The sequence below is a fragment of the Pseudovibrio sp. W64 genome (assembly GCF_001623145.1).
Taxonomy (GTDB): domain Bacteria; phylum Pseudomonadota; class Alphaproteobacteria; order Rhizobiales; family Stappiaceae; genus Pseudovibrio.
In genome coordinates, this window is the sequence record NZ_LMCI01000028.1 from 244,393 (window position 1) to 264,623 (window position 20,231).

Annotated in this window: 23 protein-coding genes; 18 read left to right on the forward strand and 5 right to left on the reverse strand. The window is 48.4% G+C overall.

Translation table 11 applies throughout. The features are described from left to right. Positions 1–50: 50 nt before the first annotated feature. Positions 51–2,033, reverse strand: coding sequence for an autotransporter assembly complex protein TamA (locus PsW64_RS12010; protein WP_208980740.1), 1,983 nt, complete (start codon positions 2,031–2,033; stop codon positions 51–53). 232 nt (positions 2,034–2,265) lie between these two features. After that, positions 2,266–3,582: a UDP-glucose dehydrogenase family protein gene (locus PsW64_RS12015; protein ID WP_063293158.1), complete on the reverse strand. Its 1,317-nt coding sequence runs from the start codon at positions 3,580–3,582 to the stop codon at positions 2,266–2,268. A 755-nt stretch (positions 3,583–4,337) separates the two neighbouring features. Between PsW64_RS12015 and PsW64_RS12020 the strand changes: the two genes are divergently transcribed. Further along, positions 4,338–5,012 carry a response regulator transcription factor gene (locus PsW64_RS12020; RefSeq protein WP_057466177.1) on the forward strand — a complete coding sequence of 225 codons (675 nt, stop codon included), beginning with the start codon at positions 4,338–4,340 and terminating at the stop codon, positions 5,010–5,012. 60 nt (positions 5,013–5,072) lie between these two features. On the opposite strand, the gene fliI is transcribed toward PsW64_RS12020, so the two are convergent. From fliI to flgF, 3 genes are read right to left on the reverse strand one after another with little or no spacing between them, the layout of a single operon-like run. Further along, entirely contained in the window at positions 5,073–6,389 is a 1,317-nt protein-coding gene (gene fliI, locus PsW64_RS12025) for a flagellar protein export ATPase FliI (protein WP_063288325.1), read from the reverse strand. 18 nt (positions 6,390–6,407) lie between these two features. After that, positions 6,408–7,097 (reverse strand): hypothetical protein, encoded by a 690-nt coding sequence (locus tag PsW64_RS12030; protein ID WP_063303757.1) that lies wholly within the window; start codon positions 7,095–7,097, stop codon positions 6,408–6,410. Next, on the reverse strand, positions 7,097–7,822 hold the full coding sequence (gene flgF / locus PsW64_RS12035) for a flagellar basal-body rod protein FlgF (RefSeq protein ID WP_063288327.1): 726 nt from the start codon (positions 7,820–7,822) through the stop codon (positions 7,097–7,099). The genes PsW64_RS12030 and flgF overlap by 1 nt, the downstream gene beginning before the upstream one ends. 323 nt (positions 7,823–8,145) lie before the next feature. On the opposite strand from flgF, the gene motA reads away from it, so the two are divergent. From motA to fliP, 17 genes are all read left to right on the forward strand, one after another. Next, complete coding sequence (motA, locus tag PsW64_RS12040) at positions 8,146–9,033, forward strand: flagellar motor stator protein MotA (RefSeq protein WP_057466178.1); 888 nt, start codon at positions 8,146–8,148, stop codon at positions 9,031–9,033. Next, positions 9,033–9,998, forward strand: a complete 966-nt coding sequence (locus PsW64_RS12045; protein ID WP_057466008.1) for a flagellar motor switch protein FliM — start codon at positions 9,033–9,035, stop codon at positions 9,996–9,998. Before motA ends, PsW64_RS12045 begins: the two co-directional genes overlap by 1 nt. Next, complete coding sequence (locus tag PsW64_RS12050) at positions 9,979–10,629, forward strand: hypothetical protein (protein WP_063303758.1); 651 nt, start codon at positions 9,979–9,981, stop codon at positions 10,627–10,629. Before PsW64_RS12045 ends, PsW64_RS12050 begins: the two co-directional genes overlap by 20 nt. 134 nt (positions 10,630–10,763) lie before the next feature. Beyond that, positions 10,764–11,042: a flagellar motor switch protein FliN gene (fliN, locus tag PsW64_RS12055; RefSeq protein ID WP_244271751.1), complete on the forward strand. Its 279-nt coding sequence runs from the start codon at positions 10,764–10,766 to the stop codon at positions 11,040–11,042. Between the two features lie 51 nt (positions 11,043–11,093). Then, entirely contained in the window at positions 11,094–12,125 is a 1,032-nt protein-coding gene (locus tag PsW64_RS12060) for a flagellar motor switch protein FliG (protein WP_063288329.1), read from the forward strand. Between the two features lie 55 nt (positions 12,126–12,180). Further along, positions 12,181–13,242, forward strand: coding sequence for a flagellar biosynthesis protein FlhB (gene flhB, locus PsW64_RS12065; protein WP_063303759.1), 1,062 nt, complete (start codon positions 12,181–12,183; stop codon positions 13,240–13,242). 39 nt (positions 13,243–13,281) lie between these two features. Next, on the forward strand, positions 13,282–13,731 hold the full coding sequence (locus PsW64_RS12070) for a hypothetical protein (RefSeq protein WP_208980741.1): 450 nt from the start codon (positions 13,282–13,284) through the stop codon (positions 13,729–13,731). Between the two features lie 74 nt (positions 13,732–13,805). Beyond that, complete coding sequence (flgB, locus tag PsW64_RS27115; RefSeq protein WP_244277268.1) at positions 13,806–14,276, forward strand: flagellar basal body rod protein FlgB; 471 nt, start codon at positions 13,806–13,808, stop codon at positions 14,274–14,276. An 8-nt stretch (positions 14,277–14,284) separates the two neighbouring features. Beyond that, the gene (flgC, locus tag PsW64_RS12080; protein ID WP_193757797.1) at positions 14,285–14,701 is read left to right on the forward strand and encodes a flagellar basal body rod protein FlgC; all 417 of its coding nucleotides are present in this window, start codon (positions 14,285–14,287) and stop codon (positions 14,699–14,701) included. Continuing rightward, positions 14,701–15,057 (forward strand): flagellar hook-basal body complex protein FliE, encoded by a 357-nt coding sequence (locus tag PsW64_RS12085; protein ID WP_057466014.1) that lies wholly within the window; start codon positions 14,701–14,703, stop codon positions 15,055–15,057. Before flgC ends, PsW64_RS12085 begins: the two co-directional genes overlap by 1 nt. Positions 15,058–15,080: 23 nt before the next feature. Continuing rightward, on the forward strand, positions 15,081–15,869 hold the full coding sequence (flgG, locus tag PsW64_RS12090) for a flagellar basal-body rod protein FlgG (RefSeq protein ID WP_057466015.1): 789 nt from the start codon (positions 15,081–15,083) through the stop codon (positions 15,867–15,869). Positions 15,870–15,879: 10 nt separating this feature from the next. Then, on the forward strand, positions 15,880–16,362 hold the full coding sequence (gene flgA, locus PsW64_RS12095; protein WP_208980742.1) for a flagellar basal body P-ring formation chaperone FlgA: 483 nt from the start codon (positions 15,880–15,882) through the stop codon (positions 16,360–16,362). A 4-nt stretch (positions 16,363–16,366) separates the two neighbouring features. Next, on the forward strand, positions 16,367–17,491 hold the full coding sequence (gene flgI / locus PsW64_RS12100) for a flagellar basal body P-ring protein FlgI (RefSeq protein WP_057466016.1): 1,125 nt from the start codon (positions 16,367–16,369) through the stop codon (positions 17,489–17,491). 150 nt (positions 17,492–17,641) lie between these two features. After that, positions 17,642–18,121 carry a MotE family protein gene (locus PsW64_RS12105; protein ID WP_208980743.1) on the forward strand — a complete coding sequence of 160 codons (480 nt, stop codon included), beginning with the start codon at positions 17,642–17,644 and terminating at the stop codon, positions 18,119–18,121. Further along, positions 18,118–18,828 (forward strand): flagellar basal body L-ring protein FlgH, encoded by a 711-nt coding sequence (flgH, locus tag PsW64_RS12110; RefSeq protein WP_063299060.1) that lies wholly within the window; start codon positions 18,118–18,120, stop codon positions 18,826–18,828. Before PsW64_RS12105 ends, flgH begins: the two co-directional genes overlap by 4 nt. An 11-nt stretch (positions 18,829–18,839) precedes the next feature. After that, positions 18,840–19,349: a flagellar basal body-associated FliL family protein gene (locus tag PsW64_RS12115; protein ID WP_057466019.1), complete on the forward strand. Its 510-nt coding sequence runs from the start codon at positions 18,840–18,842 to the stop codon at positions 19,347–19,349. Further along, positions 19,349–20,104, forward strand: coding sequence for a flagellar type III secretion system pore protein FliP (fliP, locus tag PsW64_RS12120; protein ID WP_063303760.1), 756 nt, complete (start codon positions 19,349–19,351; stop codon positions 20,102–20,104). Before PsW64_RS12115 ends, fliP begins: the two co-directional genes overlap by 1 nt. The last annotated feature ends 127 nt before the right edge of the window (positions 20,105–20,231 follow it).

Sequence of the window (20,231 nt, forward strand, 5' to 3'; positions counted from 1 at the left end):
GCTCTTTGATCTTTCTCTTGTTAACGCATGCCTTCTGTAGGCGGTGCTGATTAGAAGGACTGACTTAAACCAATATAGACTGCAAACGGCGGATCATTGCGCTGAGGTTCAAGTGGGACACCAACATCAAGCCGCAAAGGGCCAACAGGTGTGAAATAGCGCACCCCTCCGCCAACACCTACGCTGAAGGGCTCATCGAAGTTTGGAAACTGGGTCAAATATGCAGCGCCTGCATCTACAAATCCGACGAGACCAATGTTTTCGGTAATTCTTGTTCTGACTTCACCATTAAACAGCATGAAACTGCGCCCACCCGTAACTTCGTCATCCAAACGCGGCCCCACGTTTTTGTAAGCATACCCTCGGATTGATCCACCACCTCCAAGGAAGAACCTCCGTGCAGCGGGGACATCCTGAACCGACGGGGCGATAATTGCACCAGCTGATACGCGGCCAGCTAAAACAACACGGTCCGTACCTACAATCGGCAGGTAACTGGCAATCGAGCCTTGAGAATACAGGTTTTCGGTATCACCAAGCACGTCATAGGCTGGTTCAAAGAATAATTTGGCTTCAATACCATTGGTCGGGTTCAAAGCGTCATTGCGTGTGTCGTAAGTCAGGTCTGCAGGAATTCCCAATAGGAAGTAATCATTCTGGCCAAAAACGTCCCGTTCATTGGCAAAATAGACTTCTGCACCAATTCGGCCGCTCAAAGCCTCTGTAAAATCACGGGATAGATAAGCATCGTATGTAAATGACGTGCTGCGATAGTTATCTGGGTTTTCCTGAACGGCAGCGACGCTGGTTGAAAAAGCGGTCAACGGTCCAATCGCACCGGGTTTTTCAAAGGTGACGCGGGCGGCATACTCAATCTGCTCGTTATTTACGGCAAGAAGCTGGCCGACTGCGCCGGTGACTGAAAGTCGCTCCGCTTTTCCAAACAGATTGCGGTGTCGCCAGTATCCATCAAAACCAACGCCTTCATTACTGGAGTAATTGGCACCAATTCCAAAAACTTTCCGTGGGCGTTCTGCCACAACAATCGTCAGAGGCAGTTCACCGTTCGCATCAAGCTGGTCATCAGGTTCAAAGCGAATGCTGGAGAAGACTTCCAGATCCCTCAGTCTGCTCTGTGCGTGAGAGATAACTTTGGCATCCCACTGCGCACCGCGAGGAAGGTTTGCGTAACTGCGAACAAACTCAGGATCCATTTTGACTGTGCCGGAAACAGAAACCGGACCAAACCGCGCATATGGTCCACTGACAATATCCAGTTTAACTTTGAGCGTCTGACTGGCGTGATTGGCCAGTAACTGCCGGTTCCCCACTTTCGCAAATGGATATCCTTCATCCTTAAGGAACTTAATAGCCAGCTTTTCTGCTTCCAGCACCTTAGCTGAAAGTGCTGGCATTCCTTCGACAAGGCCGAGTGACTGCGCGTTGGGCAGGTCAAGATCATTCTCTGTTGCCGAACCTTTATAATTTACATCTGCATTGCCAAAGTGAAACTGAACACCTCTGTTAATCTCCACGAGAATAGGAATAGGGCGCTCTGTAATCTTCTCAGGATGAAGGATGGCTTGATTAAGTGGTGATCCTGCTACGGTGATTTGAACCAGAGCACCATAATATCCATCTTCATAAAGCTTACCAATCAGGCGTTCAAAGTCCTGAGTTGCGCGGGCGAGAACGCCACTGGCGCCAGACGGAAGCTTCTTGACGTCCTGAACCAAAAGACTGACGGACTGCAGCTCTTCCTCAAGTTCACTCGGCTGGTCTTCATGTTCCCCAACAACACGGAACTCAACCGTGTAAGGTGTCGGGTCTGGCACACCAGCTAAGCTATCTTCATCACTCTCGGCTTTTTCACCCCAGAGATGGTATCCGAAAAGTTCAAAGGCATAGGCTTGCGAAAAGCTGCTGAATGAAAGGCACAAGCAAACAAGCAAAGCAACAGCGCGAGGAATTTTGACGTTCCATGGCCAACCAGAGGCTATACGCTCTCGTCTGTTTTTATGCTTGTAAAGCAACTAGGATAGGCTCCAACAATCTTCCAAAATGCAGATTGCTCTCAGCTCATAAAGCTCTTGGGATTAGCCCTGAGAGAATCTGCTCACGCGATAATTAAAATTCGCATGATTGGTGTGTTGAAAGCAAACCGCAATTGTCACCTCTTTGGTAACAGCACATAAAAATTGGGCATGGATTGTGGGAGGCGAGAAAAGTCCCGGCAAAACACATAATTCGCCGGGACCTTATTGTTTAGACTTCTTCGTCAGGACGTCCAATACAGGTGTAAGAGAAGCCGTGTTTTGCAACTTCGTCTTTGCCGTAGATGTTTCTGAGATCCACGAGCACTGGAGTCGCCATCTCGTCTTTAAGGCGGCTGAAGTCGAGAACGCGGAACGCATCCCACTCGGTCACAATAACCAGAGCATGTGCACCCTTTGCAATCTCGTAGGCATTACTTCCGAATGTAACATCCTCTAAAAGCTCTACAGCTGAATCCATACCTTCAGGATCATAGGCGTGAATGTCAGCACCTTTGTCTTGAAGCGCCTGAATAATGGAAAGGGCAGGGCTGTCGCGCATATCGTCTGTGTTTGGCTTAAAGGTCAGGCCAAGCACTGCGATTTTCTTGCCGCGAACATCCCCACCAATAGCCGCTGCTACTTTCTTGGACATAGAACGTTTGCGTTGATCGTTGATTGAACAAGTGGTCTCAATCAGGCGTACAGGGCTGGAGTAGTCCTGCGCAGTCTTAACAAGCGCAAGTGTATCTTTCGGGAAGCAAGAACCACCATAACCAGGGCCAGCATTCAGGAACTTGCCACCAATACGATTATCAAGACCGATGCCTCGGGCAACATCCTGAACGTCTGCTCCAACTGCTTCACTCAGATCAGCAAGTTCGTTGATGAACGTGATCTTCATCGCAAGGAAGGCATTGCCGGCATACTTGATCAGCTCAGAGGTGCGGCGGCTGGTGAACAGAATTGGAGAGTGGTTGAGATACAAAGGACGGTAGACTTCAGTCATAACCGATTTTGCGCGTTCATGAGAAAGGCCGACAACAATACGATCAGGGCGTTTGAAGTCATTAATCGCAGCACCCTCGCGCAAGAACTCTGGATTTGAAACAACCTCAAAATCCGCATTTGGATTTGCTTCGCGAATAATGCGCTCGACTTCATCTCCCGTACCAACCGGAACAGTCGATTTAGTGACAACGACTGTAAAGCCATTAAGGGACGTTGCGATCTCTTCAGCCGCTGCATACACGTAGCTAAGGTCGGCGTGCCCATCTCCGCGGCGGGAAGGGGTGCCGACTGCGATGAAGATGACGTCGGCTTTACGAACTGCGTCAGGTAGCTCGGTTGTAAAGCTCAAACGGCCGGCTTTCACATTGCTGGCAACCAATTCTTCCAGGCCCGGCTCGTAAATTGGGATCTGTCCGTTCTTTAGCTTTTCAATCTTGTCTTCTGCTTTATCAACGCAGATGACCTCATGACCAAAATCAGCAAAACACGTGCCTGAAACCAACCCGACGTAGCCGCTGCCTATTACTGTAATTAACATTGTGTCTCCTGCACGAGCCGATCTTTTCTGGATGTGCAAATAGGTTTGTTTAAGTTGAAACGCAATAGTACATAACCTGAGATGAAACACATCCCACAGTTAGGTATATCCCCCTGATAACGTGGTATCCTTGCCTGAAAAAAGACACGCATTGTGGTAAAATTGTAGTCGAATTGTGACGAGTATTTGAGAGTATAGCTCTGTTATTTATCTAAAGTTCTAGGAGAATACATTTCTTTTCTAAGTAGGAAAATGCTGCCTACTAAGAATTGGATGGTTAATGTGCTAATTTAGATAAAATTACATGAGATATACAATTGTAAGAATAAGTAGAAGTACGCCCGTTTTTCTCCGGCTTTAATGCTTCTTTTTGATTCTACTCCTTGTGCCAATAGTAGCTAACTTAAAATTGCTAATAGTTTATCCCAAGGAATTTTCCCGTATGACGCGAACTCAAATATGGAGAGGATGTGGCAAAAATATGCCTTTGAATTTTTGTTCTACAAAAAATAAGGGTATGAGAAATAAAGATTGAAATTCGAAAGATTCCGAAAAATGGCAGAAACCGGTACCTATGTTTTGTATTAAGATAAAATTGTAAGTAAAGTTTATTCTTATTTTCTATTATAATTACTATAGTTTCTTGTGAGGTTTTACTTGGTGCTGAAGGTAAAAATTCTTCAAGAGAAATTGACAGAATGTGTTTCACTGATTTACCAGCGATGTATTCATTTGGGAATGAATGGGTTGGGGTTATGTATTTAATTGTTGATGAACAACAGCTTGTGACCGATGGGTATGCATCTGGATTTGAGCGAGAAGGTATTTCGACAAGTGGCTTTAGTCCGGATGACTTTCGGGATTGGTTAAATACTGCACCTGATACCGAGTTCGAGGCCGTCGAAGCTATTTTGATTGGTGAGATAGGGGAACGTGAAAAGTTCCCGCAGATTATCCGCCGTAGGTGCTCTCAAAAACCGGTATTGGTTCTGAATAGCAGTCCGGTTTTGGAACAGACACTGAAGTTGTTTGCTGCTGGTGTAGATGACGTCGTCCGTAAGCCGGTGCATCCGCAAGAGATACTTGCGCGTGTCAACGCAATCAAGCGCCGGACAACGAACCAAAGCATTAACGTCGAGCTAGGTGATCTTACCGTATACTTTGATGGACGGGATCCTGAAATCAAAGGGAAGACACTGGCATTACCACGCCGAGAGCGTCGTATTCTTGAGTACCTTGCTCAGAATAACGGACGGCGACTGACGAAAACTCAGATTTACAACTTTGTCTATGGCATCTTTGAAAGTGAAGTAGACGAAAATGTAATCGAAAGTCACATCAGTAAGCTAAGAAAGAAACTACGCACACAGATGGGGTATGATCCCATCGATTCAAAGCGTTATCTCGGCTATATAATTAATTCTCTGTAACAACAAAAAAGGCTGCTTGAGCAGCCTTTTTTGTTGTTTAGGTCTCGTATCTTTTTTCTTTTACAGAAGCTGAGCCAGCTCAGTAAAGGCATCCTGGCTTGAGGGGGCGTCCAAGCCCTGTACAAGCGCATTGTAGACCTTCGGGGCAACCTCAATGGCTTGGTCGAGCAAGGGGTCTACACCCTCTTTGTAGCCACCCATCATGCGTAGATCTTTGGTATCTTCAAACTTCGCAATCATTGCCTTTAGTTTCAGGATGAGCTCACGTTCCTGAGGGGACCAGCAGCTTTGCGCAAGTCGCGAGATGGAGCCGAGGACATTGACGGCAGGATACCGGCCTTCCTCAGCAATATGCCGATCCAGAACGACATGCCCATCCAGTAGGCCTCTGATGTTATCTGCGACAGGGTCATTATGGTCGTCACCATCAACCAGCACGGAAAAGATGGCGGTCATCATGCCGCTTCCTTCGATGCCAGGACCTGCACGTTCTAGCAGGAGGGGGAGTTCCGAGAATACGCTCGGTGGATAGCCGCGAGAAAGAGCAGGTTCTCCAGCTGCCAATGCAACGTCACGTAGAGCATGTGCGTAGCGAGTGACGCTATCAACGATCAATAAAACTGATTGTCCTTGATCTCTGAAATGCTCGGCCACTGTCATTGCTGTTTTAGGAGCAAGCCGCCGCATCATGGGGCTTTCATCACCTGTAGCGACCACCACCACGGATTTGGAGAGTTGATCACCAAGTGTTTCTTCGACGAACTCACGAACTTCACGGCCACGCTCACCGATAAGCCCGATAACGACAGTGTCGAAAGAGTTGCTTCGTGCGATCATGGAGAGCAGTGTTGATTTACCTACGCCAGACCCGGCAAAGATGCCCAGGCGCTGACCATGGCAAATTGGTGTAAAGAGGTCGAGCACCCGTACCCCAGTTAAGGCAGCGTCTTTAACACGCGCACGGTGAACTGGCGGAGGGGGGAGGGTATTAAATGACGCAAGAGATGGTCCTTCAGTCATCGGACCGAGACCGTCGATTGGCTGTCCAAACGCATTGATAATGCGCCCGCGCCAGTTGTTGTCCGGATAAAAGCTAAGTTCGCCGCAACGCTTTACCTTGATCCCAAGGCCGAGGTCAGATCTGGATGCATAGGGCTTCACAAGCACACTGTCAGGTTCAATTCGGATTACTTCTCCAAATTCTTCACCGTTGTTGCTCATGTAGGAGACCTGGTCTCCCAAGTTAACGCCACCTGAAAGGCCCTTCACTCTAAGATGATTAGGGGTAACCTCACAGAGGGTTCCACTTATCTCAATGTTCCATGAGCTGGATGGAATTTGAGCGGTAAGTTCCTGAATGCGCGCAAGGGCGGTCATAAACAACCTTTTGAAGTATTAGCTTTGTGCAATTGTATTGCGATGCCGCTCTTGTAGCTGCTTGAGTAAATCATCTGGCAGCAAGTTCCGAGCATCCTGTGACAGCTTATCAACTGTTGGAAGTGTTGATGTTTCCAAGTCAGAAGAAGTTTTTTCCTCGTTCTTCGAGCTACCAGCCAGAGCTTCAATCAGCTTGTCCTCATTTCCCATAGAAATGGCTCTGGCAGAAGCGATGTTGCCAAAAAGCGGCGGGATTTCTTTGGACTGGACGGGCAGGATTGGCGTTCCCCTTTGCAGTGAGGACACCATATCTGAAGCAGGTGCAGGTACAGCTGGACTTGCCTGTATTTTTTTCTCAATGGTGCTGAGAGCTGTTGCCTTGTCTGTGCTCGCGTTCTCCGCGTCGAGCACGCCAGAAATTTTCATTTCTGCAAGGTTCCCAGCGACGAGACCCGCCATTCCCAGAGGGCCGGCAATCATCCCATACAATGAGCTACCTGCAACGCGAGAACGAACAGAAGCCTCATCACCAGTAATCTCTCGATAGAGAGTATTTACACCGGGGATGTGCTGCAATGGATTGATGATATCAAGCAACTCACCCAAACTAAATGGTTTGAGTGATGAGGTCTTATTATTATTGGAGGTGCTTCCGGCGTGAGTATCTTCCGAAGTGCCAGAAATTGATTGAACCGGATTAACAGCCATCAGCTCTCTCCAAGTTTTCGTATTGTCTGCTGTCGAATACTTTCCACACTCTGCATCATTGAATTTGTACTTTCAAAAGCACGGGTAATGGTGATGAGCTTGGTGATCTCAGAGATTGGATTAATATTCGAGCCTTCCACGAAGCCCTGGGCGAATCCATTCTCTGTAAAATCCTGAACTGGTTCTGCGAGCGCGTCAGGTATAACAGCAGAATTTCCTGCGCGGCTCAGCTTGGCATCCTGAGGAATGGAGAAAAGGCCGAGTACGCCAACCTGACGGCCTTCCTGATAGATGGAGCCATCCTTAGCAATCTCTGGAGCTCCGCCAAGTGGGTCCAGGATAATTGGTGCATTTCCGCTATCAAGAATTGGATTGCCTTCGATGCTCCTGAGGATGCCATCAACACCGATCTGAAAACGGCCATCTCGAGTATAAGCAACGCCATTGCCAGTTTGAATACCCAGCCAGCCGTTGCCATCAATCGCAACATCAAGAGAATTACCAGTTTGTTTGATCGCGCCAGCCTGCGTCGAGATATAGTTCTCTCCAGTAGACGCAAAGGAGACTGGGTCTTTGCCTGGGCTCTTAACGAGACTATCGAATTTGACTTCTGTAGACCGATAGCCAGCAGTTTCCATGTTAGCTACATTTCGAGCAACTGTCTCAAGTCGGCGCTCAAGGGCCATTTGCCCGGAAAGGGAGACATAAAGAGAAGGGACGACCATAAATTTAGACTCCAAATCCGATCAAGCTACTAGCGCTGATATTTCCTGCAGGTTTGCGTGGTTCGCGGTCTTCTATGGTGTTCATAGTTGTGCCTCCCAATGCAGTATCCATGCTCCAAGTCAGAAGCGCATATCGCGTTAATGTGCTGATCATAGCAAACCTATCTACACTCAAATGCTTCGAGAGAATGCTCTTTAGGGCTTGTCTGAAGCTGTACGGGTGTTTGTTAGGATTTTAGCGTCTTTACGCCAGCTTCGGACAAGTAAGTCTCGCTACCACCAAATAAGAAAAGTGCTTGTCCGGTAAGTGTGTGGAGCGCAAATTGAATATTCTAGTTGGCCTCGTGATCGTTATTGGATCCATAATTGGTGGTTATGTTGCAATGGGTGGCTATATGAAGGTGCTATGGCAACCTTTTGAGCTGCTGATTGTTGGGGGAGCCGCCTTCGGTACCTTCGTGGTAGCGAATACGTTTAAGACGATTAAGGATACCGGGCGCGGTATTCATGAAGCTTTGGTGAATGCAAAGCCAAAAAAGCGTGACCATCTGGATACGCTAAGTGTGCTCTACGGTCTTATGAGAACCCTTCGTGCAAAGGGGCGTAATGATGTTGAGCAGATCATTGACAATCCTGATGATTCTGAGTTGTTTCAGCGTTTCCCGCGGGTTCTCGCGAACATATCTCTGACAAGTTTTATCTGTGATTACTTTCGTCTCATTATCATCGGTAATGTTCGTCCTCATGAAATTGAATCCTTGATGGATGAAGAGTTGCACACCCTTGGTCGTGAAGAGATGAAGCCGTATCAAGCGCTTAGTATTGTTGCTGAGACTTTGCCTGCTCTCGGTATTGTGGCTGCTGTGCTTGGTATCGTGAAGGCGATGGGGGCCATTGATCAGGAGCCGGAAATTCTTGGTAGTCTGATTGGTGCTGCGCTCGTTGGTACATTCCTTGGCATCTTCTTGTCGTACGGAATTGTCAGCCCGGTCGCAGTGAAGATTAAATCCATTCGTGAGCAGCGTTATCGTCTCTATATTGAGGTGAAGCAGACATTGCTTGCGTTTATGAATGGTGCGGCGCCTCAGATTGCGTTGGAGCACGGCCGTAAAACCATCGGCGCAGACGATCGTCCTACAATTGATGAAGTTGAGGCGGAAACTATGAATGCTGGTCCGGTGGTGTCTGCTGCAGCTGGGAGTGAAGCCTGATGGAGCCTCAAGAGCTGGAAATGAGTGATGAGGTGATCAGCGCTCAGAATGCAAAGGTGGATTTGCCTTCTCGCTTGTTGGATGCAGCAGGCCTTGGTGTCGATCGTCTCCCAATGCTGCATGTGGTCTTTGACCGTATGGCGCGCCAGTACATCGATACACTTCGGCAGATGGCAGCAACTGCGCCTTACTTAGCAGTTCAATCGGTTTCAAATGAGCGTATTGGTGATGCTCTTGAGCAATATGAGGATCGCGCAGTTGTCGCGGTTCTTCATGCTCAGGAGTGGGATGCACGCATTTTGCTCGGGTTTGATCGAACCTTCATCTTCTCCATGGTTGAGGTTCTGCTTGGCGGTGATGGTGAAGAAGAAGCGTTTCTTGAAGATCGCGCTTTGACCAATGTCGAGCAGCGACTTGCCTATAGAATGTTCCAGGAGGCGGCTACAGCGCTCGAAACGGCGTTTGAGGCGATTGCTGATACCTCGTTGAAGGTTGAGCGTCTCGAAAACCGTATGGAATTCGCGCAAACGGGCCGGAAGAGTAATCCGTGCGTACTTGCCAAAATGACTGCTGAAATCATCGGTCGTGAAGGTGAGATCTTCATCATTATCCCTCAGTCGGTTCTGAACCCGTTGCGCGAAAATCTGACGCAGGTGTTGTCTGGTGAGGTTGCCGGTCGCGATACCCGTTGGACTAAACAGTTCCAGCAGGAAGTTCAGCGTACCGAAGTCAAGCTTACGGCAATTCTTGAAGAGCAGCGCATGACTCTTGAAGAGGTTGCGCAGTTCGAAGTTGGTCTTGTTCTTGAGTTGAATGCTACTCCAAAAACTGCCGTTCAGCTCGAATGTAACAGTCAGCCATTGTTTAACTGTCGCCTGGGTCAGGTTGCAGGGTCTTACACAGTACGCGTTGAAGAATTGATCGAGCAGGAAGGGGAACTTCTCGATGATATCTTATCTAATTGACGGATTTTTACTTTTTGCTCTTTTGGTTACGACATGGCGCGTTGTGATCATGTACCGACAGCTAAAGCGGCTCTCCGGCTATCATGAAGAGTATCAAAGGATTTTTGACCAGACCTCGGAGGCAATGGACAACATTGGTTTGTCCTTGCAGGAAATCCGGGTTCGCGGTGAGGAGATCCTGAGTAATCTTGGGCAGCGGATTGATGAGGCTCGTGAAGCTACGGTCGATATCTCTGGTGTGATCCTTCAGGCGCAAACAGAAATGAAAGCGCTTCAGGAGCATATCGAGTGGTTGAGCAAGAAGAGTGATGAAGTCGGCATCAGTATGAATGATGCGCCACCAAGGCCAGGTGGGGATCGCGGGCGACGTTCCGGTCGTGCTGCAAAGCCTGCTGCAACGAAGCCAAAGCAAAAGCCCGTTACGAGTGCAGCGTCCAATACCGCCGCGTTGTTGCTGGCTGGTGGAATGGGTAAGCCTGCACCGGCAGGTAACCAAGAAAATACTGCTGTATCTGCAATAGATAACCAGAATGTCAGAGTTAGAAAAGTTTCTTTCGGCCAGAGCGCCACATTCAGATCTGTAAATGTAAAGGACGACGAAAGTCCTGAGAAGGAGAATGATCCGCAATGAGCAGCTCAAATGAAATGAGTGATGAAGCCCTCGCGTTGCAATGGGAAGCTGCTGCTTCTGAAGCCGAGATGGATATGGATATGGGTGCGCCTTCTGCTGCAGCCCAACCAGCTGCTTCCGCGCCTGAAAAGGGTATGAGCGACGAGAACGTTGACCGTAATCTGGAAGCAGTTCTAGGTATTCCGGTTGATATGCAGGTTGTTCTTGGATCTGCAACCATGCCTGTGGCCAGTTTGCTTAAGCTTGGTCGTGGTGCGGTTATACCTCTGGATCACCGCGTTGGTGAGCCTGTCGACATTGTCGTAAATGGCCGCACTGTAGCGCGTGGCGAAATCGTAGTTGTTGAAGACGATAACTCGCGGTTTGGTGTGTCGCTGACTGAGATTGTAGGCGCAAAAGGCAGCTACAACTAGCCGCACAAGAGCTGTGCTTGATTTTATATGTGTATCCGAGGCGCGTAGAGAATGAACAGTGTTGTTCCAGCTGAAATGGGAAGCGTCATTTCCAGAAAAAATGGCCATCAGAAGGCAGCAGCTTTGCTGTTGGCTATGGGGAGTGATAAGGCAACCCGTGTTCTGAAGCATTTCGATAACGACGAAATGCGGATGATCATTCGGGCAGCTGCAGATCTGGGCACGGTTCCTGCTAGTGAACTCGATGAGCTAATTGAAGAGTTCATCGAGCTTTTCTCAGGTGGTGTAAACCTGTTCGGTACAGCCGAAGGGGCCGAGAGTCTTCTGAAAGGTATTCTTCCAGAAGATCAGGTCGCGGAAATTATGTCGGACGTGATGGGCTACTCCAAGCGTTCGATCTGGGACAAGGTTTCACAAATCTCGGAGCATGTTCTTTCTACATATTTGCAGAAAGAGCATCCGCAAACTGCAGCAGTGATCTTGTCAAAGATTTCCGCAAGTGGTGCTGCGCGTGTGATTTCCCAGATCCCGCGTAGAAAACGTAATCAGATTGTCCGCCGTATGTTGACACTCAAGCCTATCGTTGAGGACATTATGGAGGAAGTGCAGAAGACACTGCATGAAGACTTCATGGTGAACTTTGCAAGAACTGTGGGTACAGATTCCCATGTTCGTATGGCTGATATTCTCAACAAAATGGAACGTGACGATCTTGAAGATACGCTGGGTAATCTGCGTGAAGCTCTGCCAAAATCTGCAGAGCAGCTCGATGCCTTGCTCTTCACCTTTGATGATATCCAGAACCTGGATCTTCGCACCAGAACTGCAATCTTTGATGATGTTACCAGTGAGGTTATCACTGCAGCTCTTAAAGGAACGAATCCAGAGTTCCGTCAGTCAATCCTTGCAAGTATGGCGTCTCGTGCCCGTAGGATCGTTGAGAACGATCTGGCTTCCGGTGAACCTATGACACAACGTGAAGTGATGGATGCGCGTCGGGCGATTACTGATCTTGCCCTTGAAAAGGCAAATTCAGGTGAGATCGACCTTGAGATTGGGCGTGGAGAAGAAGTCTACGTCTAACGCTTCCCGATGACTTTTTAAGTTTGTCAAACCATCTTGAGAAGCGGCAGGTTTCATGTCTGAAGACCAGGATCCCGATAGTAAAACCCAGGAACCCACGGAGAAGAAGGTTCGTGATGCCTTGGAGAAAGGGAATATCCCAGTTTCCAAGGAAGCGTCTGTGCTTGCTTCAATGCTAGCGCTTCTTCTTGTGCTTTCCTTCATCGCTGTCGATAAGGCGCAGGGCCTGGTGTATTTTCTGAAGTGGTTTTTGGATAATCCGGGTGAAATACAGTTTGTCAGTGCTGCGGAGCCTTTGCAGTTGATGTCTGCTGTGGCTTTTCAGCTGGTCTGGTTTCTTGGCCCTATCGTTTCTGTCTTGATTTTCTTTGGCTTGGCTTCCTCTTTCATGCAAAATACGCCACGTTTGGTGTTGGACCGAATTGAACCGAAGCTCAGCAAAATCTCCTTGAAAAAGGGACTGGGCAGGCTTTTTAGTGTCAATGGCGCCATGGAGTTTGTGAAGTCTCTCTTCAAGCTGATAACTGTGATCGTCGTTGCTGCGCTTGTATTGAAATCGCAGCAAGCGGTCGCGTTGACAGCGATGTACAGCGACCCAAGTCAGGTGCCTCAGCTTATTTTGTCTGTTGCTATGACTTTGCTTTCCGGTATCTGCGTCGCAACCATCTTCCTTGTTGGTTTTGATTTGGTTCTGGCGCGTTTCCAGTGGCGCAAGAACTTGCGCATGTCTCACCAGGAGCTGAAAGACGAATTTAAGCAGGCAGAGGGCGATCCGCTTATCAAGGCGCGTTTACGCTCTCTTGCTCGTGACAGGGCTCGCAAACGCATGATGTCATCTGTTCAGGATGCGACTGTTGTTGTTGCGAACCCCACCCACTTTGCTGTTGCGCTGTATTATGAGCGTGAGGGCGAACAAGCGCCGCGTGTTGTTGCAAAAGGGCAGGACCTGATTGCACTGAAAATCAAAGAACTGGCCTATATTCATGATGTTCCAGTTGTAGAAGATCGACAACTCGCGCGTTCACTTTATGCCGCCGTAGAGATAGATCAGAGTATTCCAGAGGAATATTATCGAGCGGTAGCAGAAATTATTTCATATGTTTATTTAAAGCGCTAAAGACTTTGTCGAAGCGCGTTTCTGCCTTAAGAGGGTATTTTGTCTACAAAGACCGCATTGAAGAAAAACGACCTGCCTGCAAAATCTGAAGATGTTTTGCGTGAGGCATTGATTGCAAACGCTATGAAGCCCATCGCAGCCGAGTTACGGTTATGTGATCTGTCTTCTTTAGCTCGCCATATTCTCTCAAACGAAGCTGCCAATCTCACAGATTTGCTGGAATCTTCGTCGGAACTTTATTTTAGGTCCGACACACTCACCTATGCTGGAACGTCGTCAATCGATTTGAACTGGAATGGCGATGTTACAGTTTGCTTGCATATGAAGTTTGTAAATGACGGTGTGAGTGTCATGTTTCATTTGTTTTTGCTTGCGTTAAACTCGGCAGTTGATGTCAAGTTCATCGCATTTGAGCAGCCTTCTGAAGACCCGCAGGAAAATACAAAGAGGCTGGAAACTGCGCTCGCGGACGCATCTGTTAATTCTTAAGCAATATATTAATTAGTTATTTACCTAAAATTTTAAGATAAAAAGATATACTTGACTAACCAAGTATATCTTTTTTGCTTTTTCCGGAAATATTGATTCCGCCAGCTACGGACAAGATTGCACTGCTATCCACTTTTAGCAGTTTTTGTAGCGGAGTGGATTTTTTGGAGCCCGTATATCTTTTTAGTTTGGTTTCGCGGCAAAATTCTTGGTTGTCAGTGCGGCAATCAACAATTTCCGAAAATATTGCGAACGTTGATACTCCTGGTTTTGCAAGTAAGGATGTCGAGCCTTTTAAGGACATTCTGGATAAAACCAGCATTCAGATGGCTGCTACCCAGTCAGGTCATATCAGCGAAGATGGAACGAATGCCCGTCGTGTGCGGGTGAATGACGGTGAGGCGTGGCAAGTTACCGTCTCAGATAATTCCGTTTCCCTAGAGCAAGAGTTGATTAAGTCAGGTGAGGTTGCTCGTCAGCACTCACTCAATACTCAGCTTGTTGGGTCCTTCTATGGCTTGATGACGAGCAGCTTAGGAAGATAAAGATTATGATTGATCCACTTGTCGCTTCATTAAAGATTTCCTCCTCAGGTCTGAGGGTTCAGTCACAGCGTATGCGTGTGGTCTCTGAGAACCTGGCCAACGTTCAGTCGACAGGCGATACTCCTGGGGCAAATCCTTATCAGCGTAAAACGATTACCTTCAAAAGTGAGGTTGATCGCGCGCTTGGTGCTAATCTCGTTGAGGTTAAGGATATCGGTACGGATAAAGGTGATTACCGTATTGAATTTGATCCGTCGCATCCAGCGGCAGATGAGAATGGCAATGTAAAATATCCAAACGTAAACACTCTGATTGAGTTGGCGGACATGCGAGAGGCTTCGCGTTCTTATGAAGCTGGTCTGCAGATGATGGTCAAATCCAGAGAAATGATTACCCGTACAATCGATTTGTTGAGGAGTAGGTGATGGCGGATCTTTCGGCGTTGAGTTCAGTGTCGCGTGTTTCAACGTTTACCAGTGGGGTAAACGATGTTTCGTCTACTGCTCGTACTCGTCAGTACTTGGTAGGCGGAGCGCAGAATGCGCAGGCGACCCAAGAGGTTCAGGGCAGCTTTGCTGATACTATGGCTGATGTGGTTCGTGAAACTGCAGGCGATTTGAAAACGGCTGAAGCGACATCTGTTGCGGCAGTACGTGGCGAGGTTTCGGCTCAAAAAGTGGTCGAGGCTGTGATGAAGGCAGAGCTTTCCTTGAAGAGCGCAGTAGCTGTGCGTGACAAGGTTGTTGAGGCCTATCAAGAATTCTCTCGTATGAGCATTTAATTGTTTGAGAAAAGGTTTTTCCTATGAAGGCTCTTGCTATCGCTGCGACGGGTATGTCTGCTCAGCAGAAAAATCTCGAAGTTATTTCCAATAACATCGCGAACATGAATACGACTGCCTTTAAGGCATCTCGCGCTGAGTTCTCCGATCTGCTTTATCAAACTGATCGTGCAGCTGGCGTGTCCAATCGTGGTGGTGCTGCACCTGTTCCTGAGGGAATTCAGCAAGGTCTTGGTGTGAAAACCGCAGCGGTTCGTAAGTTGCATTCTCAAGGTGCGCTGCAGCAAACCAATAACGCATTTGATCTGGCGATCGATGGACAAGGTTGGTTTGAAATTATCGGCCCTGAAGGTGAAGCGCTCTTTACCCGGTCCGGTGCATTCAACGTAAACGGCGAGGGGGCTCTTGTAACCCTTGATGGTTACGAGGTTCAGCCTGGTATCACTGTTCCGCTCGAGGCTGTTAAAGTTACTGTCAATGAAAGTGGCGAAGTGTTTGCTACTTATGCCGACGGAAATCCAGCCACAAGCATCGGTCAGTTGAACCTGACTAACTTTGTGAATGACGCTGGCCTGAAGGCGATCGGTGGCAATCTTTTCCGCGAAACTATTGCATCTGGCGCGCCTAATACCGGTATTGCTGGCGAAGGTTCGCTTGGAGTTATTCGTCAAGGGTATCTTGAAGGTGCCAACGTCGATCCCGTTAAAGAGATCACAAGCTTGATCAGCGCGCAGCGTGGGTACGAGATGAATTCCAAAGTGATTCAGGCAGCAGATGATATGGCTGGAACTGTGTCCAAGGGCATTCGCTAAGGACGCGGTGATGAGTGCTTCCAAGCGCCTGCGTAGCCTGGCATTGCTAGTGTGCTGCGTGCCGTTGTTCTTAACAGCGGCATCAGCAGCTGGCCGACGCGAAGTTGTAAAGCTTCCAGTGCCGGCCATGATGATTTATCCGGGTGATAAGATCGAAGAAGGTATGCTTCGTGAACACGGGTTCTTCAAGAAGTCGGTTGCGCAGCTTTCGATTGTAGGTCGAATGCAAGATGTAGTTGGGTTGGAAGCGCGCCGTACCCTTTTTCCAGGAAAACCAATTCCAAAAAACGCGGTTCAAGATCCTGTTGTAGTGCAACGCGGTTCTTCTGTTCTGTTAGTTTTTAAAGAAGAAGGCTTGGAAATCCGCGCCATTGTTGAGGCGCAGGAATCTGGGGCAATTGGTGCAAATATCAGGGCTAAGAACCCTGATACAGGTTTAAGTGTTTTAGGCAAAGTGCAAGAAAACGGATCTTTGCTGGCTGAAGGGGAATAACACCGTGCGTTCTGTAAGCCGTTCTCTGGGGGCAATTTATCTTGCTTTTCTTGCTTTGTTTTTATCGTTTGACAGTGCGTCTGCACTCGTCCGTATCAAGGATATAGCTGATCTGCGCGGCATGCGTTCTAATCAGCTTGTCGGCTATGGTATTGTGATTGGTCTGAATGGATCAGGCGATACCATGAGGAATTCTCCGTTCACTGAGCAGTCTTTGCAATCCATGCTTGAGCGCATGGGGGTGAACGTTCGAGAGTCTAACTTAAGATCAAGAAATGTAGCGGCGGTTGTTGTGACTGCCGAGTTGCCTCCCTTTATTGGGAATGGTGCCCGTATTGATGTTTCTGTCGGATCGCTTGGCGATGCAGCATCGTTACAAGGCGGAACGCTTCTTGTGACGCCGTTGATGGGGGCTGATGGCAACGTCTATGCGGTTGCTCAGGGTTCTGTTTCTGTATCTGGCTTTGCGGCTGTAGGTGATGCTGGTAGTTTGACACAAGGTGTTCCAACTGCCGGAAGTGTTTCAAATGGCGCGCTAATTGAGAAAACGCTACCTGATTATTTCTCTTCGCTACCACAGCTGGTGTTGGAACTTAAAAATCCAGACTTTAAGACCGCTGTACGAGTGACGGATGCAATCAATGCATTTTCACTGAACCGCTATGGTTTGAAGCTTGCGAGTGAGCTTGATTATAGATCCGTTCAGGTTCAACGCCCTGCAGGTATCAGCTCAGTTCGTTTCATTTCGCAGATCGAAGGACTGATGGTTCAGCCGGATACGCCAGCAAGAGTAGTTGTGGATGAACGTACTGGAACCGTCGTTATCGGTCAGAATGTGCGGATTTCAACAGTTGCTGTGACGCACGGCAATCTGACGGTTCGTGTTTCTGAACGGCCTGAAGTCTCTCAGCCGTCACCGTTCGCACAGCAAGGCGAAACGACTGTTGTGCCGCGCACGGATATTGATGTGGTTCAGGAAGATGGTCAGTTGCAGTTGATTGGTGGAACTGATTTGCAAACTCTGGTCAGAGGATTGAACCGTATTGGTCTGAAGCCAAGTGGAATCATTGCAATCCTTCAGGCGATTAAGCAGGCAGGGGCTCTCCAGGCAACTCTCGTGGTCAAATAAGACTGCACGGCAATTGGATAAGCCACGGGCAAGCTTGTGGCTTCACTGTACCGCTAAACCTATTGGAACTGAGTTGTAATGCCTCTCTTAAAGCTCTCTAAGAAGAAATTCTTTCCCCTTAAGTGTGCAGCGGTATCTCTCGGTTTGTGCATGTCGCTTGTAAGCGCAAGTGCCCAGACGAACGAGGCCGAGACAGAAGAACTAAGTGCCGCAATTGAGCAGGCCAAGAACTACTGCGAAGCGATTGCCGATCAGGCAAAAGACGCTCGGATTGCTTGGCAAATGCGTGCTCTGTTTGATGTTGAGCATCAGATGAAAGCTAAGATTACAGAGCTCGACGCTAAGATTGCTGAGTTGCGCATGTGGGTGAAACGTCGTGATGAAATCCTGCAGAGAGCGGAAGGGCATGTTGTTAATATCTATGCCAACATGCGCCCGGATGCAGCGGCGCTGCAGTTGACGTCTCTGGATGATGAAACAGCCGTTTCAATTCTTCTCCAGATGAAGGCGCGGAAAGCCAGCTCGGTGCTTGCTGAGTTGGCCTCAGAGCGCGCAGCGTATCTTACTGATCTGATGGCAGAACTTACAGCTCGAAAGGCCGCCAAGCAAAGTATGGGAGTTTCACAGTGAAGCGCACTTTGGTATGCATTCTCGCCGCAATTACGCTCACTGGCTGTAATGCAATGAAAAACGTTGGCAAGGAGCCGCATCTGACCCCGTTGGGGCAGGGACTTCAGCCAAATGTTGCAAACTTGCCGGCAACTCCAGCGAAAAGTGGCGGCCGTTCAAATCGCGCTTATCACGGGCTTTGGGCTGATGGTGAGCAGGATTTCTTCCGCGATCCCCGAGCAAAGCAAATTGGCGATGTTCTTACCGTTGCGATCAAAATCAACGATAAGGCTAAGTTAGACAACTCCAGTGAGAGATCGCGTGATTCTTCACGATCTACTGGATTGAGAGGTGCGTTCTCTTGGGCTGGTGTTGATTCAGGAGAAGCAGACGCAAGCATTTCTGGTACTGGCGAGACAAGCAGTAAAGGTGAGGGCGCGATTGATCGCAGTGAAGAGATCAAACTTTCCATTGCAGCAGTCGTGACCAAAGTACTTGCCAATGGCAATCTGATCATTTCAGGGCAACAGGAAGTTCGTGTGAACTATGAGGTTCGCGTTCTGTCAGTTGCTGGCATCGTGCGTCCCGAAGACATCACAGGTCGAAATACCATTGAGTATGACAAGATCGCTGAAGCGCGTGTTTCTTACGGTGGCCGTGGCCGCGTGACGGAAATGCAGCAACCAAGCGTTGGTCAGCAAATCATTGATATCATTAGCCCGCTCTAAAGGAGGCTTCTATGGCTCTTAAACCACAGTTGCCAAAGCCGCAGTTGCCAGCCTCCGAGAATTCTTGGGTAGGCGTCGCAGTCGCAGCCATTGTCGTGACGGCCGTTGCGAGTGCTGGTGGAATGGGGATCGGCTCTACGCTGGTCGATCAGGTGCACGGCAAATATTTGGAAGAGCAAAAAGCCAACAGTGGTGCTCTGATCAATCCAGAATATACAGAAAGCAGTCAGATTGTCTCATTGAAGCCAATCGTGACCAACCTGTTGTCTTCCTCTAAGAACTGGATTCGTATTGAAGCCTCAGTTGTTTTGATGCAGCGCGGTATAGAAGAGCAAGATCACTCCTTGCTGGTCAAGCAGGTTGAGCAGGATCTGTTGCTCTACGCCCGGACCCTGGGGCCACGCCAGCTTGAAGGCACTCGTGGTTTGCTGCGTTTGCGTGATGATCTCAATGAACGCGCCAAGATGCGTGGTGGCAAATTTGTCAAGGAACTCGTCCTTGAATCTGTGGTGATTCAGTAATGCGTTATTTTGCGTTTCTTACGAGTTTTTTGAGTTTATTTGCGTTGTTTTGGGTCGCTCCGGCCTCCGCTCAGGATATCAACCTGAGTGACTTGCTGCCGGCAGGGCAGGCATCTGCGAGTGGCCGGATTATCCAATACGTCATGATCCTGACGGTGCTCTCATTGGCGCCAGGGATCCTGATCATGGTAACAAGCTTCACGCGCTTCGTTGTTGCTTTGTCATTCTTGCGTTCCGGTATCGGCCTTCAAACAACACCAGCCAACATTATCCTCATTTCCCTCGCATTGTTCATGACCTTCTACGTTATGGCACCAACGTTCGATACTGCGTGGAAAAATGGTCTTCAACCATTAATCAAAGAGCAAATCACAGAAGAAGTCGCCTACGAGGAAATGACAAAGCCGTTCCGACGGTTCATGTTGGATAACGTCCGCGAAAAAGATCTGGTCCTCTTCGACGATCTGGCGGTGAGTGCATTCAACTACGAGGAAGACGCGCCCATCGAAGAGCTCGACCTCCGCGTTCTCATACCGGCCTTCATGATTTCAGAATTACGACGCGGCTTCGAAATTGGCTTCCTCATCGCTTTGCCCTTTGTTGTCATTGATATGATTGTCGCAACAATAACAATGTCCATGGGCATGATGATGCTCCCCCCAACAGTTATCTCACTCCCCTTTAAGGTGTTATTCTTCGTCTTGATTGATGGGTGGTACTTGTTAACGGGCGGTCTGATAAGATCATTTACCTAAACTTAACCACAAAAAGCCCCGTTTCGGGGTTTTTTTCTTGTCTAAGCTAATGAGTCAGTCTGGCGTAAGTTTTGTGAGTCATTCTTGGGTTCTGTTACAGGCTTTGACCTTCAAAGTGCATGATGCA